This window comes from Halobacillus sp. KGW1, from assembly GCF_001592845.1.
In the GTDB taxonomy this organism is placed as follows: Bacteria; Bacillota; Bacilli; order Bacillales; family Halobacillaceae; genus Halobacillus.
Genome location: NZ_LSOC01000008.1, coordinates 22,455 through 34,970 on the forward strand (window position 1 = coordinate 22,455; position 12,516 = coordinate 34,970).

Below are 12,516 nucleotides of genomic sequence, written 5' to 3' on the forward strand. Positions count from 1 at the left end.
TCATTGACGGGATGTAGAGTGCCGGTTGAGCGTTAAAAGATAGTCGGTACCAGGCCGCCGTCCATACGGATCGGGGATCCTTTAAATGCCGATGCATAAGGACTGCAGACGAATGTTGTCAGCCTACCTACCTCGGAAGGTCTGATGAATCTTTGTATCTCCGATTGAGGGAGGTTTGCGGCCATAAATGCCTTTTCTTTCTCTAAGAACGTCATGTCTTTATTATCGTACATTCCCTCAATAATCTGCTGCACATTCTCAGAGAGGGTCGGGCCTGGCATGATCGTATTGACGGTAACATCTTCTCCTCGTGTCAATTTAGATAAGCTTTTCGACAAAGATAACAGCATGGATTTTGTCATACAGTATTGTGGCATTTGTCCGGAAGGCATAACGGCTTCTTCACTGGCAATAAAGATAATTCGACCAAACTCCTTGTTCCGCATTTTAGGTAAATAAAATTTAGATAAACCATTTGCAGCAAGAACATTGGTATGGAAATATTTTTCCCATATTTCATCGGTAACGTTCTCATACTGCATGATTTCATAAATCCCCATGTTGTTTACTAAAAGATCAATATCGGGATACTTTTCGAATAAATGCTCCCGTTGTTCCACATCTGCAATATCGGCTGCCGCATTTTGAGGAGAGGTTGCAGGGAAAGCTGCCTGTATTTCCTTTACCACGCCTTCTACCTCTTCCTCCTTTCGGCCGTTAATAAGAACATGAACACCTTCTTTTGCCAGCTCCATAGCAATGGCTTTCCCTATCCCTTTTGTAGAACCGGTCACTAAAGCGGTTTTGTTGGCTAGTCCCATCTCCATCCTATACATCTTCCTTTCATTCATTAATAAAGCGGAGCTTACGGAGTTTCACCTAAACGTTCCGTGCGCCAATGGGAAGGAGTATCCCCTTCCCATTGGCGAAAAGCCCGATAGAACGAGTTTTGATCTTCGTAACCTATCAGAAAGGCCACTTCACGAATATCGAGCGAAGGATCTGCTAAGTACTCACGTGCCAGCTCCTTCCGAACTTGTGTCAACAAATGTTTGAAGCTCGTCCTCTCCTCATGAAGCCGGCGCTGCAGGGTACGGTTGCTCATCCCGAGCTCCGCGGCGGCTGCTTCGATACCAGCACGTCCTCCCGGCAGGCTGCGTTTCAAAAACCACTTGACCATTTCTGTAACGGAATTACCGGATTGGTGCTCCGCAGCCGATTGATCCAAAACAGGAGTCAAGACTTCAAGCAGCTCTGCGTTATACGAGGCGAAAGGGAGGTCAAGGTCCTTTCGGTGGAGGATCAATGTATTCCTGTTTCCACCGGTTTGGACACGGCATCCGAAGTAAGCTTCAAGCGGCTGAACGTCGCCCGGCAAGCACGAAAGTTCCACGGATTTCGCAGTCAATGGACGACCAGTACCCCGGCGTCCTAACTCCAGAAGAAAGGCAAGCGTAATACCTGCTAACACCGCCGGACCAGGCTCATCTTTAGACATCCATCCCAGTTCGATAGAGCACTCATCACCATCTTCTGTGATCAGTAAACCCTCAGGAGGACACAGCCGCTTATAACGAACCATTCGAGTTAGAGCGTCGCGGTAGTCACGAGCGTGATAAGCAACTAAAACAGTCGGCGGAAAATGAACGGTTTCAAAGCCGGTCGACAGCCTGATGATTGCTTCAAACGTGTCCCCTATGAGATCAGAGTACGCCTGCCAGATGGATAGATACTGGGAGGAGGTGACCATCGGTTCTTGAATTATGGTGAGTGGTAGTCCCGCTTTTCGGGCTATTTCATGAGGGGAAACTCCCAGCTGTTGTACTCCCGTCCAAAATCCAGACGGAAATTTAATGCGGGTATCAGACGTCATTTCCTACACCTCCTTCGGCTGTCTACAGCCTGCCTTTGTTATATCTACCTTGTTGGTAGGATACGTATCATCTTATCAATCGGGTGTTGTTTTGTAACTAGCAAAAGGCGACATACGACTAACAATTCCCGCCAAAATCTTTGAGAACCTTCTACTTTAAAAAGCGTGTCCTTGATAGTAAAAAAGCTTTTAAACGATTGTAGAAGTCCAGAAGTATGTAAGGAAGAGAGTGGACAAACATGCCACTGGGAAACAAGTTCGTGGTGCTATCCAGAAATACTTGAAATAAGAGGAAAGGTTCTGTTCCGGGTGGGACAGAACCTTTTTGTGAATAAGCAGTTTTCACTAATAGATTTGTTTATTTGGCGTGGATATGTCACAATAAATTGTAATTAATATACAATTATGTAAGCTATTTTTAAGGAGGGATTGTATGGATGTAGTCATGTGGTTATTGCTTGCAGCAGTCTTAATCCCAGCAAACATATACGCAGTCAAATGGCACAGGAGCGGGGGGATTCCTCTCTGGGCTTCGGGTCTTTTCACAGCCGTTTTGGGCATTGGACTCGGCTTTGCTGCTGGTTTGGTCCTGGTGGGTATCGGGGATTCCGGCCAAGGCGGGGGCTTCATGGCAGCTTTTATAGGTCTTGTTGCCGTAGGGAATGGTTTGCTCCTTTTTTTCATGGGGCTTGTATTGGTGATCGGGAAGCAATTCAATAAGAAGGATACGCCGGTATAAAGGAAGAATAACGGTTCGTAGATAAAAGAGGAGGAACTCCATGAAATTGGAAGTTCCTCTTCTTTGGTTGATCGTATGAACTCTATGCAACCTTTTAATAGGGTACTTCCCCCGCATAGTTTAACAGGATCGGTTCATTGTCTGTCATGGTCGCTTTATACAGGGTGATGTTTCCTTCCGGCGGTTCCGGGTCGTTTGAATGGCTTAGGAAGTTTTGGTTTAAAGCGATGGTCCATGCGGCTTCGCCATCTTTCAGCAGCACAATGGCCGTTGTACCGAATTGTACGGCTTTTTTCGCTTCGTAGGTTTCGGTCCTGCCGTCCTCTTTTATCGTTATTCCATCCGGACCGCTTGTGATGTGCGTGTTCTCTCCGGACCACTGTCCATACATAGAAGCGGACACATAAGAATAGGAGAGGTCGTTGTCCCGTGAACCATAGGTCCCTATATATTGGTGAATCGTGTCATCCTTTGCTTTGTAGGTCACGGCCGCTATATCATGATCCAGCCACTTCACTTGGAAGTCCTTTTTGGTTTCGTATGGGAGTTCATCCTGTGCCCGGGCGAGGATACCGAAAGCTGTCCGGTAATAGGTGGTTTTTCCTGTATCTTCATCTTCTTTCAGGACTAACGTATGCTTCCAATCCGGTGAAAAATCGGTTATTTGATGAATATGTCCGCTCTGTTTGACCATCATGACCATTTGGAAAGTAATCAGGCAGATGGTAAGTGCCAGGACGATCGGCAGGCGTATTTTCGTTGCGCGGAATAAAAGAAGCGCCGTGCCTGCGAGACAAATAATGATGATGCAGTTGACTACGTAAAAGAGGCGCATGTCTATGTATTCCACTCTCAACCTGGAATCGAGGAGAAGATAAGCCCCCTGCATGAGGAACAGACCGGCAGCTGCGAGCGGGAGAATGATTTTCATGACTTGTTTAAGTTGTTTCATCTGGTTCCACCACCTTATCAAACGTCCACGTCTGTCCACCGTCTTCGGAAAGGAATTTTCCTTTAACGAGTCCTCCTTCATAATCGCCGTTCGGCCCCTGTCCAATATGGATGGCTAAATGATCCTCTTCTTGGAAGGGCATCTCTGCCGTCACGAATACCCCGCTGTATTCCGGCGGGGCGTCGATAGCGGACTGCTCCCAGCTGTCTCCGCCGTTCTGCGTGACGTACAGGGTCGGTTCCTGCGGGTTAATCGTTCCGTAGGAGAGGAAGGCAGTTTCATCGTCGATGGCTCCTCCGTCATAGACGAGGCGTTCTGTATCCGGGCGGCCGATATCCTGCCAGGTTCGTCCGCCATCCGTGGTGAGATAGATGGCGGTGAGTTCGCTTGACATGGTCCGGCCACCGGAGAGAACGGCATACCCGAAATTCTCTGTAGGGAAAGCGATTTTCCTGAAACGCAGGCTGTAAAACTCATCGGTAATCGTTTGTTCCTCCCACGTCTTTCCGTGATCGAAGCTTGTAAGAAGTTTGACCGGCTCCGGTTCGTTGCTGGTGGCTTCGATATAAACGAAGGAGGTGCGGTTTTGGTCAAACGCGTAGCTGCCATCGATCAGCTGCTGTCCGCTTCCATTGTATTCGCCGTTAAACAGCATGGCGGTATCGAGGGGCACATCCTGCCAATGGTCCCCGCCGTCGTATGATATGAGCGGCTGCTCCTTTTCCAAAGAATAGGTGACGTTGCCTTCCGTATATCGTGACCCGTAGGATACCGTTTCTGATGCCCCGGCATCTTCCGCGGCCTCCGTTTTTGGTTCTGCTACAGGTGCTTGCGGGACGGTCGTCGTCTCTAAGAAAAAGGGACCGGCAAGGAGGCCGATCATCATAAACCCCGACATGACGATAAAAAGCTTCTTCATGTTTATCCTTCCTTCTCCTTCTTTCAGGTAAAATCTAACAATTTTTCATTCTACCGCATCCGAATACGATTGGCAATCCGTTCCTTTCCATTATGTTACAATGGAGAAAGAATGTTAGATTAACCTATACGGTTTCCTTTTTCCTTCCCCCACTTGCTGTGCAGTCCATTTCTTAGAACGAACAACGCTCGGGAAGATACCACAGGGGAGGCTGGTCCAATGTAAATAACCCTTTTTTAAATCATGGCATTCGAAAATGTTAAAAAAGGGGTAGGAAAAAATGAAATCCGTTTCTTTCCGGTCCTTATGGATCGGGCAGGCTTTTGCTAATCTTGGAGATGTTTTCTATATCGTCGGTATGATATCGATGATGTACTCGGTGTCACAGTCCGCTTTCTTCCTGGCGCTTTTGCCGTTCATTAATACGGTGGGGCGCTTCGCGAGCGGGTATTTGTCCCCGCTTTTGTTCGATAAATACCGGTTGAAAAGTCTGCTTTGCTTTTCGCAGATCAGTAAGACTGTCGTGTTCTTCGGGCTGGCGTTATGGCTCACGTGGACGGATGGTGTATTCAGTTTCGTCCTATTCGGCGTGTTCCTGCTCGCTTTTCTCGACGGCTGGGCGGATCCGGCAAGCAGAGCGATGCTGCCGAGACTTGTCGGGAAGGAGGAAATCGTCCGGGCGAACAGCCTCTTTTCCGTCGTCAGTCAAGTCATCCAACTGGGAGGCTGGGCGCTCGGCGGGGTTCTCGTTGCGTGGCTGGGAGGTCGTTCCGTCCTATGGATTACGTTCCTTCTGTTTGTGGTTGCTTCAGGACTGATGCTCCTGATCCGTGATCGTACGAATGTGGCTGTCGGTACAGGGGAAGCCCCGGCTGCGTCGGTGTTGAAGCGAGGGTGGCAGGCGATTTGGCAGACGCCGGTTTTCCGGTCGATTCACATCGTTCTTTTCCTTGAATCGATGGCCAATGTCGTATGGATTGCCGCGATCATCTATGTGTTCGTCTCTGAAGTCCTTGATAAATCGGAAGCATGGTGGGGGTATATCAATACGACCTTCTTTATCGGCCTGCTGCTCGGCGGCCTGCTAACTGCGGTGTATGCGAGGCTGATGGAACGGCATCTGTTTCGGTTGCTGCTCTGGTCGGCCATCGCTGTCAGCATCTTCACCGTCGTCTTCGGTTTGAACCGTGCTGCCATCATGGCGCTCGTCCTGTCTGTTCTCTTCGGCATCTGCGAACAGATCAAATCGATCGCGATGGAGACCTATCTTCAGAAGAAAGCCGAACCGGAAGATCTCCCGAACATTTACGGCGCGCAGGGAGCGCTGACTTCGCTGACGTTCGGTATTGCCTCTTTAACGATGGGAGCCTTGGCGGAGGCGTTCGGTGTACAGAGCGTCTTTTTGCTGGCAGGAGGACTGCTGGCAGCATCGGCCGGGTATCTCTTTTTCATGAGAGGGCGATTTCTGGTAACTCTTAAATCGGAGCATAAAGAGGAAAAAACGGTGTAAGGATGGATTAGAGCGGCAGCCCGGGTTGTGGGAGCCGCTCTTCTTTTATAGGCTCTGTTAAAGTGTGTGGTTGATATGCATTATTTAAATAAGTGTTCTGTAATAGGGGTATTTGTTCCTCGAAGTGGATGTTTATCTCGGAACTGAGTCTTTCGCTAAAGGGCAGGTTAGTTGAAGACTCAGTTTCGAGATAAATGTATCAATAAAGGTCTTTATATATATAACGATAGAACTATGTGCTATTATTAACTTAGAAAATAATGGAAGGTGTGAGGGTTGATGGAATTTAGTCAAAAAGAGATTAAGAGGGCGATTAGAGATTTCGAAAAGACAATTCACTCTCTACAATATGCTGGACATAAAGTATATTCCACACGAGTAAAGGAACTTATAGGGTTAATCAAACAGAATAAAGTAATAAATTCTATTGTAGGTCCTTATTTGGTTATGGATATTGACTTTGAGAGCATCGAAAATTCGTCAGGTGGTTGGTTTGACTTGCAATTACCAGAAGAAAAAGATTTGCAGATCGCTTACGCTTTACAAGTAATGAAACGTGCCTCAGAAGGTGAATTTACTATAGACTCTTATGCGGTAAATATATTTGTCGCAAGAAAGCTTAATGAAAATATTAGACTATGGAATGAACAGATTCTTTTTCCATGTTTAGATAACTTAATGGATAAATTAAATGATTTGATAGAAGATGAAGTCGAAGGCAAAGATCATATAGAGTCTGGAGCATTACAGGTTATAAATTATGGAAGTATATCTGCTGATCACGGGAATGTCGCTCTTGGAGAAAATATTACACAGACTTTAAAGGTTGGAGAGTTGTCTGACGAACTTATAAAGAAAGCTATAGAACTGGGCATCATTGAGGAATCTCAAGTAAATGAAGTAAAGGAAACAACTAATGAGATTCAAAATGAACTGGAGAAGACTAATCCTTCAGAAAGTAATCTTCAAAGGCTTGCATCAAATATTTATGATATAGGATCAAAAGGTTTATTAAGCTTATCAACAAACGTCATAAATAACCCAAAGTGGGGAGAGGCTGTAACGAGCTTCTTATTTGGATTAGTATAAGAGGGGAAGTTAGAGATGAAAAAGTTAAAAAGCATTTATAGTATTCTAATGAAGCTGGATCAAGGAGAAAAAGTTGTACAAAGTGATTTTGACATAGATAAAGAAGAATGGGGCGATATAGCTGAACTTATTCTTGACGAAGGTCTTGCTAAAGGGATCTCAGTTACAAGAGGTGGTCAAGGTAATAAAGTACAATCAGTATGGTACGATAATGCCAAAATTACATTAGATGGTCTGAGGTTCTTAGAAGACAATGATGCCTATTCTTTAAAATGACTGAACAGCCAAAGCTGAAGATCGTATTGATAATCTTCAGTTTTGCCTTTATTCAAGAAACGGGTGCCATATTGCGGATAAGACCTATTAGGCGGCACAAAAGTGCATCTGGTCCTTTGTTTTAATGCCCTGAGGATCATTTTGAAGAAAGCCTGCACAAAAGACTTTTATTCTAGATTGTTCTTTTTTTTTCGATCCGGGTTCGACCGGGGAATCCGCTTACCGTTCATTTTAGCGTTATGATAACCAGGGTGTTTGCCTTGTTCAATCTCGTCAGCAAATTGACCTCGGGTAAGTTCTCTATTACCAACCTGAAACTTTTGGTTCAAGCCAGAGTCATTTTCTTGAGTAACTTTCACGTTTTTTCGTTTGGGCATATAAACACTCTCCCGTAATATGTGCAGGCTTATTATGTATTTTAACAATATATGTTAATAACATAAAAGCTATTAGCCTACAAATAAGTAATGAAAAGTGACTTATATCGGTATATACGATATATCTTGAATCGAGTTTGTCCACTAAGTAGGCGTTTGTAGCATTCTCTCATTTACCTTTTTACTTAGCACCCGCTCTTATAAAAAACGTTATTGATTGGAGGTTATTTAGTGAAGAATATTTATGTGGAAAGAATAAGAGAGCTTTATCCTGATTTAGAATTAAATCAAATTGAAGTGAATGATATCGGCCAGAACAATGATGTGCTAATCATTAATAATATGCTTGTTTTCAGATTCCCTAAATACATAGAAGGTATAAAAAAATTAGAAAAAGAAACGAAAGTGTTGGATCATATAAAGGGAAAAGTCAGTTTACCTATTTCTTATCCTCAGTACAGATCCTTTGAGATTTATGAAGTAGGGAAAGTGTTTACTGGCTATCAACTTATTGAGGGTGGTCCTTTGTGGCCTCAAATAATGAAAGAAATGAATAATGAAGAACAAATACAAAATCTCTCCTCTCAGTTAGTTGAATTTCTTTCTGAACTACATTTTCAACCTATCTCAAACTTGGATATAAAGAAACAGAGCGTTAAGGATATACGTCAGTCCATAGTAGAGTTATACGATAATTTTAAAGAGAAGCTATTCCCATATATGAAAGAGAAATCAAAGTCAGACGTCTCTCAAAGCTTTGAAGACTTTTTATCTAATGCTAAGCTTATGGATTTTAGTACCGTTCTTATTCACGGGGATTTTGGTGCATCAAATATTTTGTGGGATTCAAAACGTAATGAAATAACTGGAGTTATTGATTTTGGAGAAACAGAAATTGGCGATCCAGCTTACGACTTTGCAGGATTATTAGCGAGTTATGGTCAACCTTTTGTTGAAAGATGTCTTAGTCTATATCCAGAAGGCACGAAAGTTCTCGAAAGAATAAACTTTTATAAAAGTACATTTGCATTGCAAGAAGCTCTTCATGGAATCGAAAATAATGATTTAGAGGCATTTGAAAATGGTATTAAAGAATATAGATAGCTCTAATAATAGTATAATTTCACTAAATATCTCGGTTTCGAGTATTTAGCTAACGGGGGCGATTATCTAATAGGATAGTCGCTCTTTTTTATCATATAAATGGTTGATAATGGTATCGGATTTTGCAATAATGAAATAATTATCTTGGTAAGGAAAAGGAGGACAAACGAGTGGTTATGTATCCATCAGCATTAGAAAAAGGAGACAAGATTGCTGTAACAGCTCCTTCAAGTGGGGTAGAAGAGCAATTACATATGTTAGTACATAAAGCTAAAGAAAATGTTGAGAATAAAGGGATCATAGTAAAGATAGGTGAGACAGTATGGACAGAAACAAAATCTAGAAGTGCTAAGGCATCTATAAGAGCAAAAGAACTGACTCAATTTCTCGAGGATGAGAGTGTTAAGGCAATTATCCCTCCGTGGGGAGGGCAGTTCTCCATGGAGCTCCTACCTATGATTGATTGGAATTACATTAAGACCTTACCCCCGAAATGGATCCTGGGTTATTCAGATGTTAGCACGATCCTGCTAGCATATACGACGATAACTGGGAATGCTTCAGCACATGGAACGAATTTTAATGAGTTATCAGCTCCTAAATGGGACGAACTTACTTCAAAATGGACGGATGTTTTAGGCTGTAGTAAAGGTCAGGATATAATTCAGTACTCCTCAGGTCAATATCAATCCTCTTGGACAAAAACATTTGCGAACCCAGCTACAGGTTTTTACTTTGATACAGAAACAGAATGGAAGTCACATACAGGTCAGAAAACCCATGAGTTTGCCGGAAGGCTGCTAGGAGGCGTCATGAATACATTACAAACCTTGATTGGTACTCCTTACGATAAGGTGAATGAATTCACTATTAAACATGCACAGGAGGGAGTAATTTGGTATTTGGAATCTGTTGATTGGAGTGCTGCAGAAATATATCGGTGTTTGTGGCAGATGAAATATAGTGGATGGTTTAAGAATGTCAATGGAGTACTTATAGGAAGAGCGAGTGGGTACTCACCAACCAAAGATTTCGAATTAGAGGATGCTTTGATGAATGTTTTTGGAAAAGAGATACCAGTTATATATGACGCAGATATTGGACATATGCCTCCACAGAATATACTCGTAAATGGAGCATACTCAACGGTAACTTATCAAGATGGAAAAGGGACTATAAGGATGCAGTATATTTAGGTATATCTCGAATTCGAGACTTAAACAAAGGGGGCTTTACTGCAAAAAAGATTTTATTTATTAGAGCTTTTAGGTTTGGAGTGAATTAATTGAAAGACCCAGATGAGTTATCTAAAAAGGGAAGATATCAAAGAGGATTTGCAGTTATTTATCTTGTTGTATCCTTATTTTTTATAACAGTAGTATTAGAAGATGACTATAACGTTTTTATTGTTGCCGCCATCACATTATCAATATATGTATTAGTGAAATTTCTAATAGGTGTTTACGTAGACAAAATGGAGAGATAGCTATTATAAAGTGGAAATATATCTCGAAATCGAGTATTTACGAATCGGGGGCTTTAGTTGAATAAGCCTAACAAAAAGAACTTCCATAAAAATGGAAGTTCTTTTTGTTAGCATTGTCAAAGATAAATTTAAACAGAGCCAAAGCTTAAAATAACCTGGGAAGAGAAAAAATATTCTGTTATTCTGAATTATATGGAAATATTTATAAACGGAGGAGATTGGATGGAGGAATTCAGGTATCCAGAAAGATGGGAAATCAACTCAATTTTTGATGCTTCTTCAGATTCAACTGTTATACATAATCATTTAAAGGAGATAAATCAGGAAGTAACGAAGTTAGAGGTTCTTATTGGAAATATGGAATATTTTGAGGGTGGGGGCTATTCAGTTCACTTAAAGAAAACTATTCAAATAGTTGAAAAAACAAAAGCTGATTTATCACAGCTTTCTTCTTTCTTGACTTGTCGAAGTGCAGAAAATACCCAGGATCAACAAGTCTTTGGCTGGAAAGGAAAGTTTTATAAGTTAAGTGTGAAGTTTAATTCGTTAGTCCGTAAAGTACAAAAGTGGGTTGCTAATTTGAATGATGAGTCATGGAACGAAATTTCAAGAAACGAAGATTTAAAGCATTATCAATTCATACTTAAAGAATGGCGTCGGCAAGAACAAAAGGGATTACCTGAAAGAGAAGAAAAGACCATTGAATTACTGCTTGAAGATGGATATCACGCCTGGGGAGATTTGTATAAATCATTAGTAGCTGAAATAAGGCTTAAGATAAATATGAATGGAACTAGCGAGGAACTATCTATTGCCCAAACTAGAAATTTGCGCTCCCATCCTAAAGAGGATCTCCGTAGGGACTCTTATTTTACACTTAATAACACCTGGAAAAATAATTCAACAACTATTTCTACTATTATTAACCGAATTGCTGGTGTTCGGAGAACTATTAATGATCTGAGAGGGGAAAGCGAATTACATAAATCTCTAAGGAATAACAGAATAAAAGAGAGAACATTAGATGCCATGTGGAATGTGGTTAATCAGAATAAACAGCCTTTTGTTCGTTACTTAAATCAAAAATCAAAATTGCTAGGTAACAATTCTATGCGGGCCTATGATTTTTGGGCCCCAGTAAATAAAGAAGTTCAGTCAATCAATTACCAGGATGGTATAGAATTTATTTTAAATCACTTTCGAACACATAGTCCTGAATTAGAAGAGTTCTCTCGAAAAGCAATTCAACAAAATTGGGTAGAAGTAGAGGATCGTGCCAATAAGGCTGGTTATGCTTTCTGTGCTGGATTCCCTTCGTCGGGAGAGTCAAGGATTTTCATGACCTATGGTGGTCGTATTACTGATACACTTACTCTAGCTCATGAGTTAGGGCATGCTTTCCATAATCATGCTATGAGAGACGTGAACTATTTGAACAGAGATTATCCAATGACTTTAGCTGAGACAGCTTCAACTTACTCAGAAATGATTGTATTAAACGCGGCATTAAAAGAAGCAGAGTCACAGGCTCAAAAGTTATTTTTGATAGATGAAAAACTTAAGCGAAGTGTTATGAACTTTATGGAGATTCATTCAAGATTTTTATTTGAGAAAAATCTATACAAAGAGAGACAACACGGCTATGTTACTGTAGGTCAGTTAAATAAAATGATGAGAGAGTCTTTGGAGGAAGGGTATCAAGGATCTATGGACGACTTATCTGAATATTCCTGGGCTTCAACCCCACACTTTTATCTCACAAAAAGTCCTTTTTATAACTTTCCTTACACGTTCGGGTATTTGTTGGCTATGGGCATCTACGAAAAAGTAGAGCAAGAAGGGTCAGATTTTGAAACTAAGTACATATCTCTTCTTAGGGATTCTGGCCGGATGAATGTAGAAGACTTGGTCATGAAGCATTTAGGAGAAGATATTACAAAAGAAGACTTCTGGGAGATAGGTATGCGTCGATGTGTTCAGGATGTTGAAGAATACATAAAAGTAAGTGAACAACTGTTTAGTCATCCATGAAATCTTAGCTGTGACGTATTTTGTAACTGAGGGATTTGATCAGTTTAATTAATTATCTCGACTTTAAGTCTTAAAAAAACGGGGGCGTTTGCTTAATAAAAGCAATCGTCCTATATTCTTAGGATTAATTGACTTAGTATAAACATTACAAGTAATACAC

General features: G+C 41.8%; 13 protein-coding genes. 8 read left to right on the forward strand and 5 right to left on the reverse strand.

From position 1 onward, the window contains the following. Positions 1–32 precede the first annotated feature (32 nt). Both AXG56_RS18900 and AXG56_RS18905 read right to left on the reverse strand, forming a co-directional pair. The gene (locus tag AXG56_RS18900) at positions 33–827 is read right to left on the reverse strand and encodes an SDR family NAD(P)-dependent oxidoreductase (RefSeq protein ID WP_062515827.1); all 795 of its coding nucleotides are present in this window, start codon (positions 825–827) and stop codon (positions 33–35) included. 38 nt (positions 828–865) lie between these two features. Then, the gene (locus AXG56_RS18905; protein ID WP_062515828.1) at positions 866–1,873 is read right to left on the reverse strand and encodes an AraC family transcriptional regulator; all 1,008 of its coding nucleotides are present in this window, start codon (positions 1,871–1,873) and stop codon (positions 866–868) included. 433 nt (positions 1,874–2,306) lie between these two features. On the opposite strand from AXG56_RS18905, the gene AXG56_RS18910 reads away from it, so the two are divergent. Then, positions 2,307–2,612 (forward strand): hypothetical protein, encoded by a 306-nt coding sequence (locus AXG56_RS18910; protein WP_026578558.1) that lies wholly within the window; start codon positions 2,307–2,309, stop codon positions 2,610–2,612. Positions 2,613–2,706: 94 nt separating this feature from the next. On the opposite strand, the gene AXG56_RS18915 is transcribed toward AXG56_RS18910, so the two are convergent. Both AXG56_RS18915 and AXG56_RS18920 read right to left on the reverse strand, forming a co-directional pair. Then, complete coding sequence (locus AXG56_RS18915; RefSeq protein WP_026578559.1) at positions 2,707–3,564, reverse strand: hypothetical protein; 858 nt, start codon at positions 3,562–3,564, stop codon at positions 2,707–2,709. Further along, positions 3,551–4,483 (reverse strand): hypothetical protein, encoded by a 933-nt coding sequence (locus AXG56_RS18920; protein WP_062515829.1) that lies wholly within the window; start codon positions 4,481–4,483, stop codon positions 3,551–3,553. Before AXG56_RS18920 ends, AXG56_RS18915 begins: the two co-directional genes overlap by 14 nt. Positions 4,484–4,763: 280 nt before the next feature. Between AXG56_RS18920 and AXG56_RS18925 the strand changes: the two genes are divergently transcribed. From AXG56_RS18925 to AXG56_RS18935, 3 genes are all read left to right on the forward strand, one after another. Next, a complete protein-coding gene (locus AXG56_RS18925; RefSeq protein ID WP_062515830.1) occupies positions 4,764–5,993 on the forward strand; it encodes an MFS transporter in 1,230 nt (409 codons plus the stop codon). A gap of 279 nt (positions 5,994–6,272) precedes the next feature. Beyond that, positions 6,273–7,082, forward strand: coding sequence for a hypothetical protein (locus AXG56_RS18930; RefSeq protein ID WP_062515831.1), 810 nt, complete (start codon positions 6,273–6,275; stop codon positions 7,080–7,082). A gap of 15 nt (positions 7,083–7,097) precedes the next feature. After that, positions 7,098–7,358, forward strand: coding sequence for a YjcQ family protein (locus AXG56_RS18935; RefSeq protein WP_062515832.1), 261 nt, complete (start codon positions 7,098–7,100; stop codon positions 7,356–7,358). Positions 7,359–7,525: 167 nt separating this feature from the next. Here the strand turns inward: AXG56_RS18935 and AXG56_RS18940 are convergent, their stop codons facing one another. Next, positions 7,526–7,735: a hypothetical protein gene (locus AXG56_RS18940; protein ID WP_062515833.1), complete on the reverse strand. Its 210-nt coding sequence runs from the start codon at positions 7,733–7,735 to the stop codon at positions 7,526–7,528. Positions 7,736–7,966: 231 nt separating this feature from the next. Between AXG56_RS18940 and AXG56_RS18945 the strand changes: the two genes are divergently transcribed. The 4 genes from AXG56_RS18945 (at position 7,967) to AXG56_RS18960 (ending at position 12,356) form a co-directional block, all read left to right on the forward strand. Beyond that, positions 7,967–8,839, forward strand: a complete 873-nt coding sequence (locus AXG56_RS18945; RefSeq protein ID WP_062515834.1) for a phosphotransferase family protein — start codon at positions 7,967–7,969, stop codon at positions 8,837–8,839. Positions 8,840–9,015: 176 nt separating this feature from the next. Beyond that, complete coding sequence (locus tag AXG56_RS18950; RefSeq protein WP_062515837.1) at positions 9,016–10,035, forward strand: S66 peptidase family protein; 1,020 nt, start codon at positions 9,016–9,018, stop codon at positions 10,033–10,035. Positions 10,036–10,124: 89 nt separating this feature from the next. Beyond that, positions 10,125–10,325 carry a hypothetical protein gene (locus tag AXG56_RS18955; protein WP_026578568.1) on the forward strand — a complete coding sequence of 67 codons (201 nt, stop codon included), beginning with the start codon at positions 10,125–10,127 and terminating at the stop codon, positions 10,323–10,325. Between the two features lie 222 nt (positions 10,326–10,547). Beyond that, a complete protein-coding gene (locus tag AXG56_RS18960) occupies positions 10,548–12,356 on the forward strand; it encodes a M3 family oligoendopeptidase (protein ID WP_064503526.1) in 1,809 nt (602 codons plus the stop codon). Positions 12,357–12,516 lie beyond the last annotated feature (160 nt).